This is a genomic window from Nocardia sp. NPDC060259, assembly GCF_042728775.1.
GTDB lineage: Bacteria > Actinomycetota > Actinomycetes > Mycobacteriales > Mycobacteriaceae > Nocardia.
The window spans coordinates 25,603-50,065 of record NZ_JBHXAY010000047.1 but is presented as its reverse complement, the minus strand read 5'-3'; the positions used below and the strand labels follow the sequence as shown (position 1 = coordinate 50,065).

The window sequence follows — 24,463 nt, the reverse complement described above, 5'->3', positions numbered from 1 at the left end:
GCCATGAACCGCGTGCCCATGTTCACCGCGCACGCGCCGAGCGCGAGGGCGGCGACAAGGCCTGCGCCGGTGGCGATTCCGCCGCTGGCGATGATCGGAATGGACAGTGCCCTGGCGGCGGCGGGGATCAGCACGAGGCCGGGGACGTCGTCTTCACCGGGGTGCCCGGCGCATTCGAATCCGTCGATGCTGATCGCGTCGACACCGAGCTGCTGGGCCTTGAGAGCGTGGCGGACCGTGACCGCCTTGTGGATGACCTTGACGCCTGCGGCCTTGAAGGTGGGCAGGTGCGGCTGCGGGTTACCGCCCGCGGTTTCGACAATGGTGATGCCGCTTTCGACGATGGCGTCACGATATTCGTCGTAGGGCACCGGCTTGATGGTCGGCAGGATGGTCAGATTGACACCGAACGGCTTGTCGGTGAGATCGCGGCAGCGGGCGATTTCCTTGACCAGCGCCTCAGGGGTCGGCTGAGTGAGGGCGGTGAGGAATCCGAGAGCGCCCGCGTTGGCCACAGCGCTGATCAGGTCCGCGGTGCCGACGGCGGTCATGCCGCCACAGACGATGGGGTGCTCGATACCGAACGTCTCGGTGAAGGTGTTGGTGAACATGTGCGTCCTGGCCGTTCTAGTCAAATGTCTGAGTCATGCGACAATGATCGCGGGCCGGGATAACTTTTTGTCAATGATCCCGGTCAGCGACCGGGATAGGCGCTCTCGCGTCGCGCCGGCCGTCAGTGGCGAGTGCCGTTCCGCCGACGGCCGGCGCGAACCGGCGCGGCGACTACTTTCTGAGCGAGGCCATACGGTCGGCGGCGCGGTCGGCGAGCCAGCCCAGATACAGCGCGGGATTGCTGACGAAGCTGGGCCAGAACCGCTTTCGGCCGTGCCAGACCGCCGCCAGATCCTCGTGCATCGGGGCACCGGTGACGTGGTCGGCCAGCATGTGGCCCACGTACTGTGCCTGGGCGAAGCCGTGGCCGTTGCAGGCCGCCGAGTAGAGCACGTTGCCGGAGGCCTCGCCCGCGGCGGGAAGCCATGTGGAGCTCATGCCGATCCAGCCACCCCAGGCCTTCACCGGCTTGATGTCGCGCAGGCCGGGGAATCGGTCGTGGAAGCCGCGGACGAGGTCGTCGGCGACGTGCGGCGCGGGGGTACGATCCGGCAGCGGGTTGCGCCCCGCCTGCACCCGGCGCGTGCCGAACGCAATGGTTCCGCGCGGGGTGACGCGGTAGCTCTCCAGGATCATGTGCAGCGTGACCATGGGGGCCCGGCTGGTCCAGCCGATGTCGTCGAGCCGCTCGGGTGGGATGGGTTCGGTTTCGATCAGGGAGGTCCACACCGGGGTGGCGAGGTGCTTGGGCGCGATGGACAGGCTGTTGCTCGCGGCGTTGGTGGTCAGCAGCGCCTTGCGGGCTTTGACTTTTCCGTTCGGCGTTTCGACGATGACCCGGTTTCCGACGTCGGCGACGTCACGTGCGGGAGTGCACTCATAGACGCGCGCACCCGCGGCGATAGTCGCGTCGCGCAAGCCGAGAGCGAACTTGCCCGGATTGACCGTGCCACCGACGCCCTCGCGGATGCCACCTAGGAAACCCTCCGGCAGACCCGCTTCGGGGCCCTCGACGAATTCGCCCGACGATCCGGCCTCGGCCAGGACCTTCGCGTTGCGGCGCGCGTGCCGCAACTGCCCCTTCGACACCGCGGCCATCACGATGCCTTCCTGCCGATAGTCACAGTCGATCGCGTGGTGCTTGATCGCGTCCTCGGCGAAATGCACCGCGTTCTCGGCGTAGCGGTACAGCTCGCGCAACCGCTCGCGCTTCAGCAGAAAACCCAGCATCTCCGGATCGGCGGCGACCGAGTTCGTGATGTATCCCGCGTTGCGGGAGGTGGCGCCCCAACCGAGAGTCTTCGCCTCGAGCAGCACCACGTCGATGCCTTTCCCGGCGAGGCGCAGGGCGGCAGACATACCGCCGCCACCGCCACCGATCACGACGACATCGCACTCGATATCACCGGTCAGTGGGGGTTCGACGGTGGCAGGCTGTTCGGCCCAACCAGTGTCGTGCATCAGTTCCATCGCGACTACTCCGCTCCGTCCGCGGGGATGACCGCGGTGCCGCGTGCGCGCACCGCGAGCAGAGGTGTCTCCAGGACCTGCGCCCGGCCGGTGTCATCGGAGCCACGACAGATCACACGGAGCTCGAAATCGACTGTGCGGCTTCGGTTTCCCTTCTTCACCAGGGTTGCCTCGGCCTCGACGACATCGCCGCCCCTGACCGGGGCGAGGAATTCCACCGACGAGTAGCCGGCGAACAGGCTCTCGTGGCCGTCCATTTCGATCGCCAGATTGGTGCCGACGTCGCCGAAGAGCTTCAGGGCGTAGGCACCGTCGACGAGGTTGCCTGCGTAGTGGGCGTCGGAGAAGGCGACATACCGGCGGTGAACGGCCTTGCTCATGAGATCTCCATGTGAATCGGGCCGACGGTGCGGGACTCCGCTTCGCCGTCGATCTCTACACCGGGGTAGCCGCGCTTGGCGATCTCGGTGCACATCCGCCGGTACTTGCCCACGCCGCCGACGTAACCCATGAAGGTGTTGGGCTTGCCCTCGATGTTGGAGCCGCGGTACCAGGATTCGGTCGTGGCGAACAGCGTGGGGGCGACGGTCGCCTCGGTGATGTCCACCCACTCCTGCTCGGCCTCGGCGGTGGCCTCGATCACCGTTGCGCCCTGCTCACGGCCGTGCTCGATGAGGTCGGCGATCCAGTCGACGGCCTGTTCGATGGTCACCACCACATTGCTCACCAGCGCGGGGCTCAGCGGGCCGCCGACCATGAAGAAGTTGGGAAAGTCCGTGGCCATGATCCCGAGGAACGAGCGGATGCCGTCGCTCCAGGCATCCTGCAGCTTCCGGCCGGAGGCGCCGGTGAGGTTGAGACCGTACAGCGGGCCGGTGAAGGCGTCGAAGCCGATGGCAAGAACGATCGCGTCCACCTCGTAGGTGCCCTTCGAGGTGACGATGGCGTTCTCGGTCATCGTCTCGATGCGATCGTCGCGCAACGACACCAGCGACACGTTCGGCCGGTTGTAGGTCTCGTAGTAGTCGGTGCCGAAGACGCTGCGCTTGGCCCCGAGCGGGTGGTACTTGGGCACGAGCAACTCGGCGGTCGCTGGATCTTCGACGATCTCGCGGATCTTGTCGTGGATGAATTCCGACGCGGTGCTGTTGGCCTCGGCGTCGATCATCAGGTCGGCGAACTCTGCTCCGACCCCCTGGAAGCCGCTGCGCTCGTAGGCCTCCTCGTAGCGTCGCCTACGCTCCTCGTCCGAGACGTCGAAGGCGTTGTCGGTAACAGGGCGGTCGGGGATGCCACCGGGCGAGTGCCTGCACTCCTCCCGGATCGCCGCGTACTCGCCCTTCACGGCGCCGACCCGTTCCGGGGGAAGGACGGCGTTGCGCGCGGGCATCACGTAATTCGGGGTGCGCTGGAACACCGTCAGGTGTTCGGCGACCTCGGCGATCAGCGGGATGGCCTGCACGCCCGAGGATCCGGTGCCGATCACGGCGACGCGCTTGCCCGCGAGATCGTCGAGGGAGATGTTCCACCGGCTGGTCGACACCTGCAGACCGGCGAAGTTCGACAGGCCGGGCACGTCGAAGTCCTTGGGGGTGGACAGGCCGCCCGCACCCGAGATCAGGTAGCGGCTGCGCCGGATCTCCCCGTTGTCGAGCTGCACCTCCCACAGGCGGTCGGCCGCGTTCCAGGTCGAACTGACCACGCGGGTGTTGAAGGTGAAGTGCTTGCGCAGGTCGAAGCGGTCGGCGACGTGTTCGATGTAGCTGAGGATCTCGGCCTGCGGGGCGAACCGCTGGCTCCACGTCCACTCCTGCTGGAGCGTCTCGTCGAACGAGTACGAGTAGTAGATGCTCTCGACGTCACAGCGGGCGCCCGGATAGGTGTTCCAGAACCAGGTACCGCCGACGCTGGGTCCGGCTTCGAAGCCCGCGAAGGTCCAGCCTGCTGTTGTCAGCCGGTGGGAGAGGTAGAGGCCGGTGAAGCCGGCGCCGACACCGATGACGTCGACGATCTCAGGGGTGTGGGTGGAGTTCATGGCAGAAGCCGCTTTCCTTTGTTTGGTCGACCGACTGGATCATTTGACCTAGTTGAAGTACACCAGTGGTACCGGTCACAGTCAAGGGGTGAGGCGGAAGTAGTTCCGCGATCGCTACATCGGCAGGTCGGGCGAATCGACGCCGACCACGCGGTCGCCGCAGAACACCCGGACGGACTCAGCGGGGGCGTGACCGCCGATTCCCGAAGTGCCCCAGAAGCTTTGGGCCGAGCCGTCGGCCAGGTCGGCGACTTTGGCGCCGTTCACGCGCACCTCGCCCGACAGCACCCGCGAGCCGACCTCGATGGCGCGGTCCAGGTCGCCGCCGAACACATAGGCGTCCAGACCGGAGGGGTTGGCGTTGGCCACGCGCAGGGCGTCCTCGTCGGACTCCACGGCGTGCAGGCTGATGAGCGGACCGAACAGTTCGGCGGTCGCCAGCGACGCGTCGACGCCCGTCGCGACGGTGGGCGACAGGAAGAACCCGTCGAGGCCGGGCAGCTTCGCGGGCTGATGGATGGTCGCACTGTTGGCCCGCAGCCCTTCGATGCGGCTCTGGAGCGTCGCGAAGTGCGGGGCATTGGAGATGGGGCCGAGTTCGGTGCTCTCGTCGAGCGAGTTCCCGATCTCGATGCGGGCGATGCGATCGAGCAGCGCCTCGAGCAGCGGTTCGACCAGGCTCTTGTGCGCCAGCACCTTGCCGGGGCCCTCGCACCACTGACCGTTGAGCTTGGTCATCCCGTCGAGGATGCCGGCGGCGGCCACGTCGATGTCGGCGTCGTCCAGCACCAGGGCCGGGTTGTTGCCGCCGAGTTCGAGCTGGAGCACCTTGAAGTCCTCCGCGGCGGCGCGGGCGATCGCACGGCCCGCGTTCGGGCCACCGGTGAAGGAGACGATCTTCACGCGCGGGTCGCCGGTGATGGCGGCGCCCACGTCGCCCGCACCGTGGACGAGCTGCAGCGCCCCGGCGGGCAGCCCGGCTTTGACGAAGCTCTCGACGATGATCTGGGCGCTGCTCGGCGCGTGCTCCGACGGCTTGAGGATGACCGGGCAGCCGGCGGCCAGCGCGCTCACCATCTTCGCGGCGGGGATGAAACTGGGGCCGTTCCACGGGGTGAGGATGGCGGCGGGACCCCACGGGACCTTGTACAGTCGCACGTCACGACCACCGGCCGCCAGCGCCGTGCGACGCGGGATGGTGCGCAGTTCCGCGGCCGCGGAGCGGAGGCGGTACGGCAGGAACTGCGCGACCATCCGGGACTTGGCGATCGGGACGCCGCTGGTGAGGGCGTCGGTACGGGCGATGTCCTCGATGCGGGACTCGACGATGTCGGCCGCGCGCTCGATGACGGCGGCGCGTTCCTCGCTCGCCGCGTCGTCCCAGCGTTCGAAACCGTAGGACTGCTCGGCGTGGCGCAGGGCGCGTTCCACGTCTTCGGGGGTGGTGGTGACGGCGTGGTGCACGGGCAGGCCGGTGTTGGGGTCGAGGTTCCAGGCGTCCGGGATGGTCGCGCACTCGGACCAGTCGTCGGCGATGTAGTTGATCGGTTGGGGCAGTTGTGGATTCGGCATCAGGGTCTCCTTCGGTGCTCGAACGGGGAGGGGTTCACACGGTGAGGTCGGCGACGATGCGGGTAACCTCGCCGGACTTCATCGCCTCGAAGCCCTTGTCGATGTCGCGGAACGGGATGACGTCGCTGACCATCTCGTCGAGCAGCAGGCGGCCCTGCTGGTACAGCCGGGCGAACTGGGCGATGTCCTCCTGCGCCTGGCCCGAACCCATATAGGAACCGATGAGGCGCTTCTCGCTGAAGAAGAAGTTCCAGGCAGGCAGCGTCAGATCGGTCCCGTCGGGGGCGATACCGACCATGCACGCGGTGCCCGTGGCGCGCAGGACCGCCAGCGCGGTGGCCGCGGTCCGCGCGCTGCCGACGGCCTCGAACGAGTAGTCCACGCCGTCGCCGAGCAGGTTCTGGATCTCGGCGGGCACGTCGGCGGCACCGTTCACGACGTGGGTGGCGCCGTAGGTGCGGGCCGCCGCGAGCCGGGCGTCGTCGAGATCCACGGCGACGATCGCCGAGGCACCCGCCAGGCGCGCGCCCTGGATGATGGCCGAACCCACACCGCCGCAACCGATGACGGCGACGGTGGCACCGGGGCGTACCTGTGCGGCGCGGAACACGGCGCCGATGCCGGTGATGACACAGCACGAGAGCAGGCAGCCCACATGCAGTCCGACCTCGTCGGACACCTTCACCAGCGCGTTCTCCCGCATCAGGGTGTGACGGGAGAACGCGCCGACATCGCCGAGCCGATGGACTATCTGACCGCTGGGCAACTGGAAGGCGGGCCGGGGTCGCTGCCGGATCTGTGTGATGCGCTGACACTGGGTCGAGTGCCCGACCTGGCAGTTGCGGCACAACCCGCACGAGGGCGTCAGCGCACCGACGACACGGTCGCCCGGGCGCAACGAGGTGACCGCGGAGCCGACCGATTCGACCACGCCCGCCACTTCGTGCCCGACGACCACGGGCAGGTCCGCGCCCACGGTTCCGGTCATGTAGTGCAGGTCGCTGTGGCACAGACCGACATGGGAGACGGCCAGGCGAACCTCGTTGGGCTCCGGATCGTCGACCTGGATCTCGGTGAATTCCAGCGGTTCGTTCACCGCGGTGAGAACTGCTGCTTCGGTGGTGATCATCATTGTCTCCGTTCGTTCTTCGATGCCCAGAAGCCGTCGATGCCTTCGGACAAGGCACCGGACTCCCAGGACTGGCGGGCCGCGTCGTCTTCGCGCGCGAACGCGGCCTCGATCTCGTCGGGGCGCGGCCGCAACAGGCCCAGATGCAGTGCGGTGGTGCGGGGATCGGAATTCCACTGGCGGACCGTGTCGACCGCGCGAGCCACCAGGTTCTCCTCGGCGACGATCTCGTCCAGGAGCCCGATCCGCAGTGCCTCGTCGGCTTCGATCCGTTCCGAGCCGAGGACGATGCGCATCGCGTGGTTGCGGACCAGACGGCCCAGCAGGAAGCTCGAGGCGTTGGAGATGATGATCCCGCGGTGGTTCTCCGGCTGGAAGTACTCGGCGGCCGGGCTGCCGATCCGCGCGTCACAGCACAGCGTGATCTCCGAGGCGCCGCCGACCGCGATCCCGTTCACGGCCGCGATCACCGGGATCTTCGTCTCGAGAATCGCGCGGGTGATGTCGTGGAAGGTCGCGAACGCCTCGCGGATCTCGTCGTAGGTGCTGGGCACCGACTGCAGGTCTTCCCCGGCGGAGAAGGCCCGGCCCGTGCCGGTGAGAACGATGCCGCGGACGAGATCACCCGTGCCGAAGTGGCGGATGGTCTGCGCGAGCTGCACCCGGGTGGCCACGTCGAGCACGTTCAGTTTCGCCGGCCGGTTCAGGGTGAGCACCGCGACGTCTTCGTCGATGTGGGTGTCCAGATAGTTGTCGGTCATGTCCGGCTCCTCAGTCGCGCGGGGGTTGCAGGTCGTAGGTGGTGCCGGGATGCTCGGCCGCGCGCGCTTTCAGCGCGGGCTTGGACACCCGTTCGGACGGGGTGCGCGGGAAGTCGGCGACGAACTCCAGGTAGCGCGGAAGCTTGAAGCGCGCCAACTGGTTCCGGGCGCCGTCGAGGATGTGCTGTGCGGTCTCGCGGCTCTCTTCGATGCCGGGGGCCAGCTGCACGAAGGCCTTGACCTCCTCCCCGAACAGCTCGTCGGGCACACCGACGACGGCCGTCGCGACGACGGAGTCGTCGCGTTCCAGGACGCGTTCGACCTCGGCGCTGGCGATGTTCTCCCCGCCTCGGCGGACCATGTCCTTGATCCGGCCGACGAGGCGGTAGCTACCCGCCTCACGGACGGCGACGTCGCCGGTGTGCAGCCAGCCGTCGCGCAGGACCTGCGCGGTGTCCTCGGGCCGGTTCCAGTAACCGAGCATCATCGGCTTGCCCGAGGTGATCAGTTCGCCGGATTCACCCTCGGCGACCTCGCGACCCTGCGGGTCGACGACGCGGACCTGTTTGGTGGGAACAGGCAGGCCAAGCCGTCCGCTACCGACATCACCGGCGCTCTCGGGCAGGCTGACCAGGTCGACGCCGCTCTCGGTCATCCCGAAGATCTCCCGCCACGGCGCGCCCCACCTCTGCTCGAGCTCTGCGTGCAGGGCGACGGGTATGGCCGAGCACGACACGATCCGAAGGTCGTTGTCGCGGTCCTGCGGGGTGGGCGGCTGCTTGAACAGCAGCGTCGGCATCGAGCCGAGCACGTAGCAGAACGTGGCCCGGTGCTTGCGGACGTCGGTCATGAAGCCGGAGGCGGAGAACCGGGGAAGCACCACCAGCGGCGCGCCGATCGTCAAGCACAGCGACGTGTTCCACTGCGGGTCCATGTAGGAGAACGGCTGCGAGGTGAGAGCCACGTCGTCCGCGCCGAGGCCGGTGGCGATCGCGCACACCCAGCCCAGCCGGGTCCAGTAGTCGTGGGTCAGCATGCAGGCCTTGGGGAATCCGGTTGTCCCCGAGGTGTATTGGAGGTTCGCGAGGGTCTCGCCGGTGACGGCGACCGCGGGGCGGTCCGCCGGGTATCCCGCGAGCTCGCCGGGTGCGGAGGCTTCGATGATCCGGACGTCGGCCAGCTCGCCGTTCGCGGCGCGCACCTCGTCGACCAGCGGGGTGTGCTCGGCGTCGGTGAACAGCACCCTGGCGCCGGAATCCTGGAGGACGAATTCCAGATCAGCCCGCTGATACGACGAGTTCACCGGAACGGTCACCGCGCCCGCCTTGAGGATCGCCAGCCAGGCGATCGGCCACTGCACCACGTTGGGCAGCATGATCGCGACCCGGTCACCCGGGCGGACACCGTCCTCGGTGACCAGTCGCCGGGCCAGACGCGAGGTCCAGTCGTCGATCTCGGCGAAGGTCCATGACCCGTCCACGAACCGGAGGAACTCACGGTCGGGAGAGCGGACGGCCTGGTCGGCCAGGAGACCGACGAGGGTGTCGATCGGTGGGTCGACGGCCAGGCGATCGAGCGCGATCGCGCGTTCGGGGTTGACCGATTCGACTTGGGTCATGTCGTCCTCTTCGCGGGTAGCAGGTGGTAGGTCGTCGATCGACCTGCAGTCGCCGGGCTGCGGCCGGCGCGGCACGCACGCCCTCATGGGTGGTTCTCGACTGGGCCCGGATCGCCACGCCGCAGAGCAGAAGTGCGACCACCAGGGGGTGGAAATGTGAGGCCTGCCATAACGGTAGCGGTAGTGGGTCAATTGATCAAGCCATATGACTATCTATTTAGGACGCACACTGCCGAGTAGTCCTGTCATGCGCAGTTCAGGATGGTAATGTCGACATTGACTTGATCAATCGTTCAGATCTGATTCGAAGGAGAACCGCATGGCTCGCATTCCCGCCGCCGAACGTCGCGCCGAACTGGTGGCCGCGGCTGTGCGCGTGATCGCCGCCCACGGGGTGGACGGAGCCACCACGCGCCGCATCGCGGAAGAGGCGAACGCTCCCCTGGCCACGCTGCACTACTGCTTCGCCACCAAAGAGGTGCTGTTCGCGGCGGTCTTCGAATACCTCGCCGGCGAGTATCGAGATGTGCTGAACCGCAGCGATGTCCACAGCGATACGCAGAACACCGCTCGGGGCCTGTTACGTGGCGTGTTGAGGTGGTATCTGGAGAATCGGGACTTCGGCCCGACCATCCTCGAGCTGATCAGCTGGGGTCAGCGTGAGGGCGAGCAGGCCGCGGTCGTGTACACCGAGGCCTTCGCGACCATGCGCACGATCCTCGAGGGCACCACGACCGCCGCGGGCCGCCCGGTCGACCCGGACACGATCGACCAGCTGATCTACGTGGTGTCCGCACTGTCCGACGGCTTCGCGCTCAACTGGCTGGTGTTCACCGACGCCGCCGCGGCCCGGACACAGATGGAGCTCACCGTCGGCGTGCTCGACGCGTGGATGGCGGCCAACCTCGGCGATGCCGCCGCACCCGCGGTCCGGCCGGCGGACGTCGCGCCCGAGCCGGACATGCGGTCGCTGGTGTCCTGGGTGCGCGTGGATTGACCGCGCCGGCATCACAGCACTGTGGCCACCACCGGAAAGGTGGCGGCCACAGTCGTTTCCGCTTCGCTCAGCGCCGCTCGGCGGCCGCGTCGACGAGCCAGCGCAGCGCGCCGTCATCGGTGGCCATCCACTCGGGATGCCACTGCACCCCGAGCACGGCGGCTCCGGGGAGCTCGACGGACTCGACGACGCCGTCATCGGTGCGACCGGTGACCACCAGCCCGTTTCCGCAGACATCGATCGCCTGGTGGTGCCACGAGTTGGTCACCAGCCGATCGCCGAACACCTTCTGGGCGATCGTCCCCGCATCGAAGGTGACGACGTGCTCGGGGTCACCGTCCGACAGCGGGCCCGCTGACATGAGGTGCCGGATCGGCCCGACCGGCAGGTCGGGAATCAGTGTGCCGCCGAGGGTCACATTGAGCACCTGCATGCCGCGGCAGACGCCGAGCAGCGGGATCTGCCGCTCCAAGGCGACCTGGGTCACCGCGATCTCGAACTCGTCCCGGCTGAGGTCGTGGACCGAGGGGTCGGCGAGCGGGTCGATCCCACCGACCACCGACTCGTCCCCACCCCAGCAGCTCGGATGCACATCCTGACCACCGGTGATCAGCACACCGGAGAGCCAGTCACCCAGCGCCGCCGGATCGGCGTCGTAGGGCAGCATCACCGGCACGCCGCCCGCGCGTGCGATCCGTTCCGCGAAATCGGAGATGAAGCTGTCGGTGAGGCGGTGGCCGTACCCCGGGTGTGAGCCCTTGACCAGCTCCATCCTGAACCGTCGTCCGGTCAGGCCGATCAGGGGCTTCACCCGGGTCGAGCCCGCGGTCACGGGAACTCGAAGTAGCGCTTGGACTCCCATTCCGACAGCTCGGAGAACGAGTCGCCGCCCGCGGTGTGGAACTGCATCCACTCCCAGCGCCGCGTACCGACCCAGTAGTCGACGAACTCGTCACCGAGCTGCTCGCGCAGGATCAGATCGGCCTCGAGCGCGTCGGCCGCCTTCGTGATGGTCTCGGGCAGCCGCTCGAGGTCGGGCACGCACCACGCCAGATCGCTCACCGGATCCGCCGGTTCGAGCTCGCCGTCGATACCGGCGATCACACCGGCGAGGATCGTCGCGACCGCGAGGTACAGGTTGGCGTCGGCGCCGGGAACGCGGTACTCGAGGCGGGAGTAGGCCGGGTGACCGACCACCGCGCGCACCGCGGTGCTCTTGTTGGCGATGCCCCAGGTCACCGTCGTCGGCGGTCCGCTCAGGTCGACCAGGCGCCGGAAGGAGGTGATCTGCGGAAGCATGACCGAGGCCGCGCCACGCATCGTCGCCAGCAGCCCGGCGACCGCGTGCCGCATCATGTCCGACGGCCCGTCGGGCGCGTAGAACACGTTGGCCCCGTCGCGCTGCAGCGACAGGTTGACGTGCGAGGCCTGGCCATAGCCCGCGGTCGGCTTGGCCATGAAGGTCACGGTGTGACCGAGCTCGAAGGCCACCTCACGCATCACCTGCCGGGCGCGAGCCCAGTTGTCGCACACCGAGATCGGGTCGCCGGGAATCAGATTGAGTTCGACCTGACCGGCCGCGTCCTCGTCGCTCCACGCCTCCCACTCGATGCCGATCTGTTCGAGGCGCCGCACGACCGCCGACATGTAGTCGACCCAGTCCTTCGACTTCGCGAGGTTGTAGGCGGTGCCGGCGGATCCGCCGAGGGGGGTGAGATCGCGGTAGCCCTTCGCCCTGGCCTCGTGGACGGACTCCTGGAACACGGTGGCCTCGATCTCGACCGCGATGGTGGCGGTGAAACCACGGGTGGCGAGCCGATCGACCAGCTTGCGAGCCAGGTTACGCGGACAGATGCCGATCGGGGTGCCGTCGGCCTGCCAGTAGTCACCGATCACGGACTGCAGACCGGGCTCCCACTGCACCAGCGTCGACATGTCGGGCCGGAACTGCAGGTCGGCGAGGTGACCACGCCAGGAGGGGTAGGCGAAGCCCATGGTCGGCGCATTGCCGAGGTCGAGGCCGAACAGCAGATCGGCCACCGCGAAACCCGACTCCGCGCTCGCGGCGAACTTCTTCGGCGCGACATTCTTGCCGTGGAAGGAACCGTCGTGGTTGGTCGACTCGATCCGGACCGTGTGCACGTCGGGCTCGAGAGCCGGTGCGGTGGTGGCGATTTCAGACATCGTAGCGAACCTTCCAGGATGCGGCGACCAGCACGGACAGCTGCGCGAGCGTGCCGCGGACGCCGACGAGACCGGTGGACAGCGCGGCGAGCAGATCGACCGCGCCGGTGAAGATGGCGGCCAGCAGTTCCGGCGGGCCCGCGATGACGTAGTGGGTCTCCCCCTCGCCCGCGACGACCTGGTCCAGGCCTTCGGGGCCCTCCGTGACGGCGATCAGCATGTCGGGAATGCCGGGGATCGACCGGATCGCGGCCCAGAAGGTCGCCGCGGCGGTCTTCCAGTCCGGCAGCGGCGGCGACAGCAGAGCGATGGCCACGGCCACGAACTCGGGCGAGCCGACGGGCTCACCGACCGGGGCGAAGAACTGGTTCAGGTCGACGGTCACGTCGAGATCGGGCTCGACGAACACGCCACCCGACACCGCGATGGTGCCGTTGGCGATGCTGATCGTGGCGGCCTGCGGGGTGTCATGGGAACGGATCGCGATCGCGCCCGCCAGCCCGGCGGGCAGGAGGGAGCTGTCGGCGCGGAGGGAATCGGTGATGGTCCGGGCGATGAGCCGGACGATCGGACTGGCGTCGTCCTCGATCCGGATGTCGACCCCGCCGACCGCGTCAGCCCCGCGTGTCGCGGGACCGATCGTCGTTTCGGTCATCATGTTGTCCTTTCGATTCGACGAGATCGTGTGCGCGGTACACCGTCGACAGCGGATCCCAAATGGAACGTGAACTTATAGTCAAATGTCTGGGTCACGTGACTATGATGGTGAGGCACAGATCACTGCTTGTCAACGACTAGCGAGGTTTTCCCATGAACGACCGCACTCCCGCCTGGTGGGATCTGCTCGACGACCAGGCCGCTGCCGTGGCCCGGATGATCAACCAGGTCCTGCAGAAACCTCTGCACGAGCTGGGGCCGGAGCAGGCCCGCGCGCTGGTGAACTCGGCCCCCTCCGCCGAGCCGATCACGCCGCTGGACCATGTCGAACAATTGACCGTGCCGACGCGTGCCGGCGCGATCGCAGCACGCCTGTACCGCGCGGACGGCACGCCCCCCGAGAGCGCCGCGCCCGCCCTGGTCTACCTGCACGGCGGCGGTTTCGTCCTGGGAACCCTGGACGGCGCCGACGAATTGTGCCGTTCGATCGCCGCCGGATCCGGGTGGACGGTCGTGTCCCTGGACTACCGCCTGGCTCCCGAGAATCCGTACCCGGCGGCACTGGAAGACTGCATCGACGCCTACGCGTGGCTGACCCGGACAGCACCTGCGCTGGGTATCGATCCGGACCGGATCGCGATCGGCGGCGACTCCGCGGGAGGCAATCTCGCCGCAGCCCTCTGCCTGCACCGACGCGACGACGGTAGTGACGTTCCCGTCTCGCAAGTACTCGCCTACCCGGCGGTCGGCGCTACCTTCGACGCTCCGTCATGGTCGGAATTCGCCGACGCGCCACTGCTGAGCGCCGCCGACGCGCGCTGGTTCTGGGAGCAGTACGCCGGCCCGGAGCACCAGGCGGACGACCATCTCGCGGCACCCCTGCGCGCCGAGTCGCTGCACGGCCTGCCACCCGCCCTGATCCTGACCGCGGAAGTGGACCCCATCCGCGACGACGCCGAGGCCTACGCGGCACGCCTGCAGGGCGACGGCGTCCCGGTGTCGCTGATCAGATATCCCGGCGTCTTCCATGGGTTCTTCACCGAGATCGGCGTATTCGCGCAAGCAAAGCAAGCGATCGATGAGGTGTGCCTGCATCTGCGCGAGATCGCGCGAGCAGAGCTGACATAGTCATATGATCAAGATAGAGCGCGGCGGGTGCCGCCGACGGCTGTAGGGAGGCTTCCCGAAGCCCGGCAGGTGTTCCTCATGCGCCGTAGTGCCGGGTCCGTACTGCATCCAGTCCGGACCCGGCACACTGTCGAGCCCGCGCCACCGATCGTGTGGCGCCCGGTCAGATCTGCTGCAAGTACCGGTAGACCGGCTCGGCGACACACGCGGGCTTTGCCGCACCACTGATCTCGACGACCGCGGCGAAAGTCGCCTGGACTCCACCACGGACCCGATCGACCGACCGCAGGGTCGCGCTGAGGCGGACCTTCGCGCCGATCGGAACCGGACTCGGAAAACGAACTTTGTCGAGGCCGTAATTCACCGCCACCACCGCATCGGTGACAGCGAGAATCTGCGGCCAGAGATAGGGCAGCAACGACAACGTGAGATAGCCGTGCGCGACAGGCCCACCGAAAGGGCTTTCCCGAGCGGCACGTTCGGGATCGACATGGATCCACTGGAAGTCGTCGGTCGCATCCGCGAAGGTGTCGACCCGCGATTGGGTGACCTCGAGCCACTCACTGGTGCCGAGGTGTTGTCCCACGAAGGACTCGAGTCCCGCGATGGAGGTGGTAGTGATTCTCACGCCGACAATCGTCGGGCGTGGACAGTGGCGGGCCAATATCGGCGGCGACAACCGATCGGCCCGATTGGTGTTCCGCAGCATATTCATCCGCGAAGTCACCGTCGAGTGCGAGATCCCGGATGCGTGCTGCCGTCAGCCAGTGGGTACAACCGCCTATAGCACTGACGACGCAACGTCGCGACGGTCGAATTGGTGAGCATGCGTGCAGCCGGTGAGCCGAGCAAGCGAATCAGTCGCCGGTGGAACTCTTCGGAGGTGAGGCCGAACTGCACGAAAGCCTCGGCATCGTTGCCGCCGTAGGGCGCCCATACGCTCGCGAATTCCAGAATGCCGATCTCGACATGACTCACTGTCCAGCCGTCGACGGATTCGGGTATCGGCGGTGAGAGCCGGTTCGAGGACCTGCGCAGCGCTCGTCTAGATGTCCGCGGCATCGGAAACCTCCTCTGCGCCGCCGAGGCTGTGACCTCCGCCGATGACAAAGGTCTCGCCCGTCACCCAGGTCGCCGCGTCGGAAGCGAGGACGGCGATGGCTTCGCCGATGTCCTCGGGCTCGCGGACGCGGGCCGACGCGGTAGCGGAGTTCACCTCTTTCTCGCGGTCCTTGCGCAGTGCTTCAGCGGGTTTCGTGCGAACGAAGCCCTGCGCGATCGCGTTGACCCGCACCTTCGGCGACAGTTCCACCGACAACTGTTCGGTGAGGTGGATCAGCGCGGCCTTCGATGCGTTGTACAGCCCGAAGCCCGGCTCTCCGATCATGCCGCCGATCGCCGCGGTATTGATCACGACGCCGCCGTGCTCGCCCATCCATGCGCGCCTCGCGACGGACGTCCACAGGATCGGCGCCCACACGTTCACCCCGAAGGCCTTGGTGAATCGCATGTAGTCCTGGTCGAGGACCGGCCCGCAGGCCGGGTTGTTGCCTGCGTTGTTGACCAGGATGTCGATGCCCCCGAAACGGTCGATCGCCGCGTCCACACAGCGTTGCGCCGCGGCCTCGTTGACGACATGGGCGGCGATGCCGAGCGCGTCGCCGCACACTTGCGCCGCAGCGGCATCAGCGGAATCCTGGCGGCGTGCGGTGAGAACGACGTTGCCGCCCGCGGCCGCGATAGCTTGCGCCGCAGCGAGACCGATCCCCCGCGCGCCCGCGGTGACAATCGCCGTGCGTCCGGTCAAATCGAGTTGGTTCACCGATACTCCTGAGATCAACTGCGTTGTCGGGTGGGCGATCTCGCCCGTAGGTAGAGCGCCCGTCAGCGCAGCGGAGCACCCCACTGCACGTGACGGCGTAGGTCGTTCTTGCGGAGCTTGCCTTCGGCAGTGCGAGGCAGCGGCTCGGTGACGACGGCGGCGTATTGCGGAATTTTGTAGTCCGCGAGATGAATTCGGCAGTGCTCGAGCAAGACCTCGAGGTCGATCGTCGCGCTGCCCGAGTAGAGGACAGCACCGACCTTCTCCCCCATCACCTCGTCGGGGACCCCGAGAACAGCGGCGTCGAGAACGCCGGGAGCCGACAACAAGACTGCCTCGACCTCGGCACTGGCGATATTCTCACCGCCTCGGTTGATGACGTCGTTGATCCGGTCGATGATGTGGACGCGTCCGGAGTCGTCGATACGGACGACGTCCCCGGTGCGCAGCCAGCCGCCGACAATGGTCTCGGCGGTGGTCTGTGGGCGGTACCAATATCCCGTGGTGACATTGGCGCCCCGGACCACCAACTCGCCGACGTTCGGGACATCGCCGAGTGGCACGATCCCGATGTCCACGGACGGCACCGCGTACCCGACAGAATCCGCGTGCTCGACTGCTTCCTGGTCGGGCAGGACAGTGATCACGGACGCTGTCTCGGTGATGCCGTAGCAGTTGCCTACCGTCGCCCGCGGAAACGCTGCCAGCAGCTCACGGACCAGCGACGCCGCGATCGGTGCACCGCCGTAGCCGACCATGCGCACACTGGACACATCGGCGCCGTCGAAGCCCGGATGCCGCAACAGCAGCGAGTACACCGCCGGTGCCGCCACCACGAAGGAGATCCGTTCCGCCGCGAATGCGTCGATCAGCGCCGTGAGATCGAGTGCAGGCAGGATCACCGCGGTTCCGCCGACGTAGGCGGCGACCAGAAGCTGGGAATTGCAGGCCGTCACATGGAACAACGGCACCGTGATCAGCGTGCGTAGGTCCGACCCCACATCGCGGGGCAGTCCGAAGCTACGGACGATGTTCTCGGCGTTGGTGACGAACGCCCCGTGGGTAGTCGGCACGCCTTTCGGGCGACCGGTGGTGCCCGAGGTATAGAACAAGGCCGCCATATCGGCGGCGCCGAGCCCCTCCGCGATGTACGGATCACCGTCGGGCAGCGGAGTGTCCGTCGCCAGGTCGACTTTCACATCGGCGTCGCAGAGCACGAATTCCACATCGGGTTGCGTCGAGCGGGTATTCACCGCCACCGCGATGCCACCGGCCATCACCGTCCCCCAGAAGGCGAGCACCCAGGTCGCACCCGCCGGATAGCGCAGGGCTACTCGATCCCCGCGCCGCACTCCCGCGGCGCGCAGCCCACCGGCGACCCGCGCCGCCCGCTCCCAGAGCTGCGTGTAGGTCAGCCGGTCGCCACCGATTTCGACGACAGCTTCGGCGTCCGGCCGTGACTCGACACGCGCGCGCAGAACGTCGAGCAGGGTCTCGGGAACCGCGGTGTATCGCGGTGTTCCCCTGCGATCCCGAGACACGTCCGACTGCGGAAAGGGGTTACGCGAGCGCGTGATCTCGATGACCGCAGTTGTCATTCGACGACCTCTGACCGGCCGAACGGCCTGTGGGTGCGCATGATGGCTTTCTGCTCCTCTTCGACAGTCGGCAGCGATGTGGGCGAACTCCGATCTGACCCCTTCGCCCCTCTCCGCTCCAGCGGCACCGGGCTACTCAGCCGACTGCGAAACGCGGGTGGGACCGCAACCCCAGGGTGTTTTCGATTTCGAATCGAGTTTGAGTTTAAGAGTCGACAATGGCGCTGTCAACAACCGACCTGGCTAGCCCTGCTTGCGGAGCAGGTCGTCGGCGGCTTCGAGATAGGTATGGATATGGGCCGATCGACCGTCGTCTCGGCGCCACCGGAGGGAGAGGCTTGTCGGACTCACGGCAGAGAACATCCTCGAGAGGTCGACATGTCCGGACACACACAGCGAACGAGTCCCGTCTGCGGCGATCACGGCGAAACCGTGCTGTGGATCCGTCGATGCCGAGCGTGTCGTGCGCTGTTTGCGCCACAGACTTCTGTGTGTCCGACGTGTACGTCAGCGGCGTTGGCATGGATACCGTCATCCGGGCTCGGCTGGTGCACGCGAGTTTCTGGTGGTATTCGGCGTCACCCGCAGGCGATTTCTTCAGAAGGTGGAGGCCGCGCTGTGCCCACGGCCGACCGACACTGTCACGGTTCGCGGCCTGAAACGGCAGCTGCAGGTTTCCCTGGCCCAGGCGTGGCATTCTGCGATGCCGCTATCCATGCCGCAATCTGCGCCCTGGAGGTGAAGCCCAGCTTGGTCAGCAGGTGCTCGACATGCCCCTGGGCGGTACGTGGTGAGATGACAAGGCGAGTGGCGATTTCCCGGTTGGTGAGCCCTTCGGCAACCAGGAAAGCGACTTCCCGCTCCCGCTTGGTCAACTTGCGGCCGACAGGATCGTTCGATGCGGGCGACTCGCGTAACGCATAGGCGATCGCGGCATCGACACTCAACGCGGCGCCCTCCCGTCGAGCGGCGGAATAGGTCTTCTCGGTCGTCGCCTGTCGGGTGAAGCGCACACACTCTTCCTGGTAGACAGCCATATCCGGAATCAACACGGGTCCGGTGCCCACGGACCGGCCGATCTGCTCCGCGGCCGCGGTCAACACGACTGCGCGCTCGGCATCGCGTTGCTCGGCAGCTATCCACGCCATAACCTGCAGGCACGCGCTCGAGTTCGTGCGGTCGTTGACTGTACGGCTGACCTGCAACGCACTCCCGAGGAGCTTGGTCGCGCGCGCCGGGTTTCCCTGCCGCCACAGCGCTACGGCCAGCGAGCACAGCAGGTACGAGCGGTAGATCGTTTCTCCACTCTCGTCCGCGAGCGCGAGCGCGTGCTCGTAACACTCGATCGCCCGGTCGATGTCATGACGCAGCTGGTAGGTGAGTCCGAGGTTGGTCCCAGCGTCGATCTGAAAGAGCACGTCGCCGCGCTGGGCATACACCCCGATCGCCTTCTCGAGGTAGCGTCGGGCCGAATCAAGGTTGCGGTCGAACAGAGCAACGACACCGTCGGCGAAATCGATGTGCGCTCGTATCAATGGGTCCGTCGTCTGTTCGGTAAGCGTTCGCCCTTCGCGCACGACGACAGCCGCTGCCGGAAGGTCGCCCTGCACCGCGGCCATCACGCAGGCGCCATACCTCGCGGCAGCTTCGTCGACAGTGAGTGGTCCGGTGCGGCATGCCAAGAGGCGGTCCAGCCAGCGACGGCCCTCACTGAGGGCACCCTGGCAAAACCAGAACGGCCAGATGGCTGCGGCGATCCGGAGGCCGACCGCTGGGCTGTCGGAAACGCAGAATTCCAGCGCTTGCCGCAGGTTCGATTGGTCCCGACGCAACCTGGTGATCCACTCGAGCACCTGAGCACCAGCCCAGCCGGCATACGCGTCCTGTGCTTTGCGTTCGCACCAGTCGCGGTGACGGCGGCACAGCTCGAGGTAGTCACCGGCGATGCGCGCCTTCTCGCGACCGTACTCACGCACAGTGCCCAGCATTCGGAACCGTACCGAGGCGCCGGATTCTTCTCGGACCAGGATCGACTTGTCGACCAGGGAGGCCAGCGTGTCCAGGAGATCCGCGGCTTCGGGGGCGCCACCGCAGACGAATCGCGCGGCGTCGAAGTCGAAACCGCCGGCGAACACCGACAGCTGAGCCCACACCTGTTGCTCGGCTGGAGTGCACAGATCGTGGCTCCAGTCGATGCACATCCGCAACGTCTGTTGCCGTGGCGGGGCGCTCCTGGTGCCGCGGATCAGCAGTGTGAACCGATCGGTCAGCCGCTGCAGAATCTGATCGGGCGACATCGCCCGCAATCGTGCCGCCGCCAGCTCGATCGGGAGCGGCAAACCGTCGAGCTGTCGGCAGATCCGCGCGATGGTGATCATGTTGTCATCGGTGATCTCGAATCCCGCGACGGCTGCGCCGGCCCGGTCGGCGAACAACTTCACTGCGTCGTGCTGCGACAAACTCCTCGGTAGCCGATCGGGATCGGGTACAGCGAGCGGACGAATCGGCAACAGCGACTCGCCGTCGACACCGATCGGCTCGCGACTCGTCGCCAGAATCCGCAAGCCGGAACAGGCACGGAGGAGAGATCCGGCGAGCTCAGCGACCGCGGACACCACGTGCTCGCAATTGTCCAGAACAATCAGGAGCTCCCGATCGGACAGGAATTCCACCAGTATCTCGCGCAGCGGTCGCACCGATCGGTCCGGCAATCCCAGCGCGCCCGCCACGATCCCCACGACGAGCGACTCGTCGCGGACCTCGCCCAGCTCCACGAACGCCACACCGTCGGCGAACCGGGCCTTCGCACCCGCGGCGACTCGCACCGCCAGTCGGGTCTTGCCTACCCCGCCGGTGCCGGTCAAGGTCACCAACCGCGAGCTCGACAAGGCGTTCGTCGCTTCGGTCAGCTCGGTACGCCGATCGACGAAACTGGTCAATTCCGCGGGAACCGTACCGCGACGATCGCCACCCGCCGGGGACCTCGAGAAGCCACCTCTGGGAAGTACGGCGGGGAAGGGCTCCTCGGATTCGAGCGAACCAGCATCATCGGCCTGCGGCGTATGCACCGCCATCTCGTCGACGGGAAACCCATGTCGGCGCTGCGACGCTTGGAGTTGCGCACCCAGTTCTGCGGCGGACGGACGGCCACCGGCGTCAGCGCCCATGGCGCGTTCGACGACCGAGCCGACATCCTCGGGAATGCTGTAGTCACGCAGATTCGGAATCGGCTCGGACGCGATCCTGACGAACTGCGCCACCACCTGCTCGCTGCTGCGGCGTTCGAAAGCGGCATGCCCGGTGATCGCGGCGAACAACGTCGCTCCCAGGCCGTACACATCCGCTGCGGGACCGGGTGGCGCGCCGGCGATCACCTCCGGTGCGGTGAAAGCAGGTGTACCGGTCACGACGCCGGTAGCGGTGTGGAACCCGCCCGCGATGTGAGCTATCCCGAAATCCGCCAGTGCCGGCTCGCCGTACACGGTGAACAGGATGTTCGCGGGCTTGGCATCACGGTGGAGAACCCCGCAGCGATGCGCCGTCTCGAGCGCACCCGCCAGTTTCACCCCGAGCCGCAGGGCTTGCTGCAGGTCGAGCGGACCGCTGCCGCGGAGACGAGCGTCGAGGGAGCCGTGCGCGTAGTACGGCATAACCAGGTACGGCCTGTCTCCCCCGGTGGTGCCCGCGTGCAGGACACTCACGATATTGGGATGTCCGGTCAACCTGCCCGCAGCGCGTTGCTCGCGGAAGAATCGCGCGCGATTCTCCTCATCGAGATCGGCGATCAGCACCTTCACCGCCACCATCCGGTCAAGCGACGGTTGCGCGCATCGGAAAACGGTGCCGAACCCGCCACGACCGATCTCCACCGCGTCGTCGAACCCGGCCGCTGCCAGCTCCGCCACGACCGACCCGGATGTGTCACGTTGCGTCGCGTGGGGATCGCTACCGGTCATCGACTACACCGATACGTCCGACCCCGACGATGACACGGGCACCATCTCTCACCTCTCGACGATTAACCCCAGGATATCGCCGCTGCCGATGTGCTTTTCGATCGCGCGCTCGGTGACAGTTCGGGCGTTCGAGGCCAGCCAGAGCGATCGCGTGCCCTGGCTGACCTCGCAGCGCTACGATAACGATCAACCGGCGACTCGACACATGCCGAGGGAATGCGCACGGGCGGCCCCCGGTGATGACCCGGCACTCGCCTAGGAGGCATTCATGCGTGCGACGGTGGTCAGCAAGGGCGAATTCCGGGTCGAGGATCTGCCTGCACCGGAACCCGGGGCGGGCCAGGTGCTCATCTCGGTGACCCGCTGCGGCATCTGTGGTTCGGACCTGCACGCGCGGGTGCACTGCGACGAACTCGCCGACCTGGCCGCAGCCACCGGCTACAGCGGCTTCATGCGTTCGGACCAGCGGATCGTCCTCGGGCACGAATTCACCGGCGAGATCGCCGAGTACGGCCCGCGCACCCACCGCCGCTGGAAGCCGGGTACACCGGTGGTCGCGATGCCCATCCTGCGCAGAGATCGCGAGCCGGAGCTCACCGGGCTGTCCGCCCACGCCCCCGGCGGGTACGCCGAACAGGTGCTGACGCAGGAGTCGGTGACTTTCGCGGTCCCCAACGGACTCTCACCCGATCACGCCGCACTCACCGAGCCGATGGCGGTGGGCTGGCACGCCGTCCGCAAGAGCCGGATCACCAAGGGACAGACGGCGTTCGTCATCGGGTGCGGGCCCATCGGGCTGGCCGTCATCACCATGCTGAAAGCCGCGGGCGTGCGCACCGTGGTCGCCAGCGACTTCTCGCCGCGCCGCCGGGAACTGGCCCGCACCTGCGGCGCCGATGTCGTGGTCGACCCGACCACCGAATCCGCCTGGGAAGCGGTGCCCAAGCCGCCACGCATCACCGGTGCCGCGGACATGCTGAACCTGGCCTTCGACGTCATGGAACGCGTGCGCCGCATCCCGAAAGTCCCGTGGTGGTATCTGTTCCGCGCGGCGCACACCCTCGACCGCGGCCCGGCCGGTCCCGTCGTCTTCGAATGCGTCGGCGTACCCGGCATCATCGACCAGATCCTCACCGCCGCACCGCCGTCGACCCGCGTCGTGGTCGTGGGGGTGTGCATGCAGCAGGACGCATTCCACCCCGCCAACGCCATCAACAAGGAGATCGAGCTGCGGTTCGTCCTCGGCTACGACCCCGGCGAATTCCGCGACACCCTCCATATGATCGCCGACGGCACCGTCGATCCCAGCCCGCTGATCACCGGCACGGTCGGGCTCGACGGCGTCGAAGCGGCCTTCGCCGCCCTGGGATCCCCGGACCACCACGCCAAGATCCTGATCGATCCGCGCAGCGACAAAGTGGCGCCCTGAGACCGGGACCATGGGGGAACCGCACGTCAGCTGACCCGATCGACCGGCCGAGACCGAGGGTGGTCAGAGCGCTTTCACGATGTCTTCCACCCGGTCCTTCGCGTCGCCGAACAGCATCGCGGAGTTCTCGCGGAAGAACAGGGGGTTCTGCACACCGGCGTACCCGGAGGCCATGGATCGTTTGAACACGACGACGTTGTCGGCCTCCCACACCGTGAGCACGGGCATGCCCGCGATGGGGCTGGCCGGGTCCTCCGATGCGGCCGGGTTGACCGTGTCGTTGGCGCCGATCACCAGCACCACATCGGTTCCGGTGAAATCGTCGTTGATCTCGTCCATCTCCAGCACGATGTCGTAGGGCACCTTCGCCTCGGCCAGCAGCACGTTCATGTGGCCGGGCAGCCTGCCCGCGACGGGGTGCACGCCGAAACGCACGCTCACGCCCCGCTCGCGCAGTGTGCGGGTGAGTTCGGCGACGCCGTGCTGGGCTTGGGCCACGGCCATGCCGTAACCGGGGGTGATGATCACCGAGTTCGCTCCGGTGAGCAGCTCGGCGACTCCGTCGGCGGTGATCTCGCGATGCTCGCCCAGGTCGGTGTCACCGGCCGGGCCCGCGGTGACACCGAAGCCGCCCGCGATGACCGACAGGAACGACCGGTTCATCGCCTTGCACATCACGTAGGACAGGTACGCACCCGACGAGCCGACCAGCGCACCGGTGATGATCAGCAGATCGTTGCCGAGCAGGAAGCCCGAGGCCGCCGCGGCCCAGCCGGAGTAGCTGTTGAGCATCGACACCACGACCGGCATGTCACCGCCGCCGATCGAGGCAACCAGGTGCCAGCCGAGCAGCAGCGCGGCCACGGTGATCGCGACCAAGATCCACAGCCGCGGGTCGACGACGAACCACACGGTCAGCGCGGCGAACAGCACCAGCGCGCCCACATTGAGGATGTTCTTGGCGGGCAACAGCAACGGTGCGGAGTTGATCCGCGCCGAGAGCTTCAGGTAGGCCACGATCGAGCCGGTGAACGTCACCGCGCCGATGAACACACCGATCGCCACCTCGGCGCCGTGGATGCCCAGCAGCCCCTCGGCGCGCAGCAGCTCGGCATCGGCACCGTCGGGATGTCGTTCGACATGCAGGTAGCCGTTCCAGCCGACCAGCACCGCCGCCGCACCCACGAACGAATGCAACAGCGCGATCAGCTCGGGCATCCCGGTCATCTCGACGATGCGAGCCCGCCACAGGCCGATCGCCGCACCCAGCGCGGTCGCGCCTGCTAGCAGCAGTAGTCCGAGCGGTTCGATGTCACGACCGATCGCCAGCGCGACGGTGGCGCCGAGGGCCACCGCCATCCCGGTGATGCCGAAGGTGTTGCCCATCTTGGCGGTGTCGTGCTTCGCCAGGCCGCTCAAGGCGAGGATGAACAACAGCGCCGCGACGATGTAGGCCGAATTGGCCACGGTCTCAACGGAAATCATGAGAGTTCAC

Annotated in this window: 20 protein-coding genes; 3 read left to right on the top strand and 17 right to left on the bottom strand. The window is 67.3% G+C overall.

The features are described 5' to 3' along the window. The 8 genes from ACFWF2_RS18640 to ACFWF2_RS18605 form a co-directional block, all read right to left on the bottom strand. Positions 1–611: NAD(P)H-dependent flavin oxidoreductase (locus ACFWF2_RS18640; RefSeq protein WP_379308677.1), on the bottom strand; the 611-nt coding region annotated here is incomplete at its 3' end. Between the two features lie 172 nt (positions 612–783). Further along, complete coding sequence (locus ACFWF2_RS18635; protein ID WP_379308676.1) at positions 784–2,082, bottom strand: NAD(P)/FAD-dependent oxidoreductase; 1,299 nt, start codon at positions 2,080–2,082, stop codon at positions 784–786. Between the two features lie 5 nt (positions 2,083–2,087). After that, positions 2,088–2,462, bottom strand: coding sequence for a hotdog fold domain-containing protein (locus tag ACFWF2_RS18630; RefSeq protein ID WP_379308675.1), 375 nt, complete (start codon positions 2,460–2,462; stop codon positions 2,088–2,090). Continuing rightward, entirely contained in the window at positions 2,459–4,117 is a 1,659-nt protein-coding gene (locus ACFWF2_RS18625) for a flavin-containing monooxygenase (protein ID WP_379308674.1), read from the bottom strand. Before ACFWF2_RS18625 ends, ACFWF2_RS18630 begins: the two co-directional genes overlap by 4 nt. Positions 4,118–4,231: 114 nt before the next feature. Continuing rightward, positions 4,232–5,689, bottom strand: a complete 1,458-nt coding sequence (locus ACFWF2_RS18620; RefSeq protein ID WP_379308673.1) for an aldehyde dehydrogenase family protein — start codon at positions 5,687–5,689, stop codon at positions 4,232–4,234. A gap of 34 nt (positions 5,690–5,723) precedes the next feature. Then, the gene (locus ACFWF2_RS18615) at positions 5,724–6,818 is read right to left on the bottom strand and encodes a Zn-dependent alcohol dehydrogenase (protein WP_379308672.1); all 1,095 of its coding nucleotides are present in this window, start codon (positions 6,816–6,818) and stop codon (positions 5,724–5,726) included. Beyond that, positions 6,818–7,579, bottom strand: coding sequence for an enoyl-CoA hydratase/isomerase family protein (locus tag ACFWF2_RS18610; protein WP_379308671.1), 762 nt, complete (start codon positions 7,577–7,579; stop codon positions 6,818–6,820). Before ACFWF2_RS18610 ends, ACFWF2_RS18615 begins: the two co-directional genes overlap by 1 nt. A 10-nt stretch (positions 7,580–7,589) precedes the next feature. After that, positions 7,590–9,197: a class I adenylate-forming enzyme family protein gene (locus ACFWF2_RS18605; RefSeq protein WP_379308670.1), complete on the bottom strand. Its 1,608-nt coding sequence runs from the start codon at positions 9,195–9,197 to the stop codon at positions 7,590–7,592. A gap of 319 nt (positions 9,198–9,516) precedes the next feature. On the opposite strand from ACFWF2_RS18605, the gene ACFWF2_RS18600 reads away from it, so the two are divergent. Further along, positions 9,517–10,194, top strand: a complete 678-nt coding sequence (locus tag ACFWF2_RS18600) for a TetR/AcrR family transcriptional regulator (RefSeq protein WP_379308669.1) — start codon at positions 9,517–9,519, stop codon at positions 10,192–10,194. Positions 10,195–10,261: 67 nt separating this feature from the next. Here ACFWF2_RS18600 and ACFWF2_RS18595 read toward each other — a convergent pair whose 3' ends face one another. From ACFWF2_RS18595 to ACFWF2_RS18585, 3 genes are read right to left on the bottom strand one after another with little or no spacing between them, the layout of a single operon-like run. After that, on the bottom strand, positions 10,262–11,026 hold the full coding sequence (locus tag ACFWF2_RS18595) for a gamma-glutamyl-gamma-aminobutyrate hydrolase family protein (RefSeq protein ID WP_379308668.1): 765 nt from the start codon (positions 11,024–11,026) through the stop codon (positions 10,262–10,264). Then, a complete protein-coding gene (locus tag ACFWF2_RS18590) occupies positions 11,023–12,378 on the bottom strand; it encodes a glutamine synthetase family protein (RefSeq protein ID WP_379308667.1) in 1,356 nt (451 codons plus the stop codon). The genes ACFWF2_RS18595 and ACFWF2_RS18590 overlap by 4 nt, the downstream gene beginning before the upstream one ends. Beyond that, positions 12,371–13,033 (bottom strand): hypothetical protein, encoded by a 663-nt coding sequence (locus tag ACFWF2_RS18585; protein ID WP_379308666.1) that lies wholly within the window; start codon positions 13,031–13,033, stop codon positions 12,371–12,373. The genes ACFWF2_RS18590 and ACFWF2_RS18585 overlap by 8 nt, the downstream gene beginning before the upstream one ends. A 155-nt stretch (positions 13,034–13,188) precedes the next feature. Here ACFWF2_RS18585 and ACFWF2_RS18580 point away from each other — a divergent pair, with 155 nt between their 5' ends. After that, positions 13,189–14,163 carry an alpha/beta hydrolase gene (locus ACFWF2_RS18580; protein ID WP_379308665.1) on the top strand — a complete coding sequence of 325 codons (975 nt, stop codon included), beginning with the start codon at positions 13,189–13,191 and terminating at the stop codon, positions 14,161–14,163. Positions 14,164–14,326: 163 nt separating this feature from the next. On the opposite strand, the gene ACFWF2_RS18575 is transcribed toward ACFWF2_RS18580, so the two are convergent. The 5 genes from ACFWF2_RS18575 to ACFWF2_RS18555 form a co-directional block, all read right to left on the bottom strand. After that, positions 14,327–14,791, bottom strand: coding sequence for a MaoC family dehydratase (locus ACFWF2_RS18575; RefSeq protein ID WP_379308664.1), 465 nt, complete (start codon positions 14,789–14,791; stop codon positions 14,327–14,329). 95 nt (positions 14,792–14,886) lie between these two features. Continuing rightward, a complete protein-coding gene (locus ACFWF2_RS18570; protein WP_379308663.1) occupies positions 14,887–15,141 on the bottom strand; it encodes a hypothetical protein in 255 nt (84 codons plus the stop codon). A 67-nt stretch (positions 15,142–15,208) separates the two neighbouring features. Then, positions 15,209–15,985, bottom strand: a complete 777-nt coding sequence (locus ACFWF2_RS18565) for an SDR family oxidoreductase (protein WP_379308662.1) — start codon at positions 15,983–15,985, stop codon at positions 15,209–15,211. Positions 15,986–16,047: 62 nt separating this feature from the next. After that, positions 16,048–17,583 (bottom strand): class I adenylate-forming enzyme family protein, encoded by a 1,536-nt coding sequence (locus ACFWF2_RS18560; protein WP_379308661.1) that lies wholly within the window; start codon positions 17,581–17,583, stop codon positions 16,048–16,050. A gap of 641 nt (positions 17,584–18,224) precedes the next feature. Then, positions 18,225–21,539: a protein kinase gene (locus tag ACFWF2_RS18555; RefSeq protein WP_379308660.1), complete on the bottom strand. Its 3,315-nt coding sequence runs from the start codon at positions 21,537–21,539 to the stop codon at positions 18,225–18,227. Between the two features lie 268 nt (positions 21,540–21,807). Here ACFWF2_RS18555 and ACFWF2_RS18550 point away from each other — a divergent pair, with 268 nt between their 5' ends. Continuing rightward, entirely contained in the window at positions 21,808–22,968 is a 1,161-nt protein-coding gene (locus ACFWF2_RS18550; protein ID WP_379308659.1) for a zinc-binding dehydrogenase, read from the top strand. Positions 22,969–23,031: 63 nt separating this feature from the next. Here ACFWF2_RS18550 and pntB read toward each other — a convergent pair whose 3' ends face one another. Next, positions 23,032–24,453 carry a Re/Si-specific NAD(P)(+) transhydrogenase subunit beta gene (gene pntB / locus ACFWF2_RS18545; RefSeq protein WP_379308658.1) on the bottom strand — a complete coding sequence of 474 codons (1,422 nt, stop codon included), beginning with the start codon at positions 24,451–24,453 and terminating at the stop codon, positions 23,032–23,034. Positions 24,454–24,463 lie beyond the last annotated feature (10 nt).

Bases quoted from the DNA above. Each gene is read 5' to 3' on its own strand.
- ACFWF2_RS18635 (WP_379308676.1), bottom strand. From the start codon at position 2,082: ATGGAACTGATGCACGACACTGGTTGGGCCGAACAGCCTGCCACCGTC.
- ACFWF2_RS18630 (WP_379308675.1), bottom strand. From the start codon at position 2,462: ATGAGCAAGGCCGTTCACCGCCGGTATGTCGCCTTCTCCGACGCCCAC.
- ACFWF2_RS18625 (WP_379308674.1), bottom strand. From the start codon at position 4,117: ATGAACTCCACCCACACCCCTGAGATCGTCGACGTCATCGGTGTCGGC.
- ACFWF2_RS18620 (WP_379308673.1), bottom strand. From the start codon at position 5,689: ATGCCGAATCCACAACTGCCCCAACCGATCAACTACATCGCCGACGAC.
- ACFWF2_RS18615 (WP_379308672.1), bottom strand. From the start codon at position 6,818: ATGATCACCACCGAAGCAGCAGTTCTCACCGCGGTGAACGAACCGCTG.
- ACFWF2_RS18610 (WP_379308671.1), bottom strand. From the start codon at position 7,579: ATGACCGACAACTATCTGGACACCCACATCGACGAAGACGTCGCGGTG.
- ACFWF2_RS18605 (WP_379308670.1), bottom strand. From the start codon at position 9,197: ATGACCCAAGTCGAATCGGTCAACCCCGAACGCGCGATCGCGCTCGAT.
- ACFWF2_RS18600 (WP_379308669.1), top strand. From the start codon at position 9,517: ATGGCTCGCATTCCCGCCGCCGAACGTCGCGCCGAACTGGTGGCCGCG.
- ACFWF2_RS18590 (WP_379308667.1), bottom strand. From the start codon at position 12,378: ATGTCTGAAATCGCCACCACCGCACCGGCTCTCGAGCCCGACGTGCAC.
- ACFWF2_RS18585 (WP_379308666.1), bottom strand. From the start codon at position 13,033: ATGACCGAAACGACGATCGGTCCCGCGACACGCGGGGCTGACGCGGTC.
- ACFWF2_RS18580 (WP_379308665.1), top strand. From the start codon at position 13,189: ATGAACGACCGCACTCCCGCCTGGTGGGATCTGCTCGACGACCAGGCC.
- ACFWF2_RS18560 (WP_379308661.1), bottom strand. From the start codon at position 17,583: ATGACAACTGCGGTCATCGAGATCACGCGCTCGCGTAACCCCTTTCCG.
- ACFWF2_RS18555 (WP_379308660.1), bottom strand. From the start codon at position 21,539: ATGACCGGTAGCGATCCCCACGCGACGCAACGTGACACATCCGGGTCG.
- ACFWF2_RS18550 (WP_379308659.1), top strand. From the start codon at position 21,808: ATGCGTGCGACGGTGGTCAGCAAGGGCGAATTCCGGGTCGAGGATCTG.
- pntB (WP_379308658.1), bottom strand. From the start codon at position 24,453: ATGATTTCCGTTGAGACCGTGGCCAATTCGGCCTACATCGTCGCGGCG.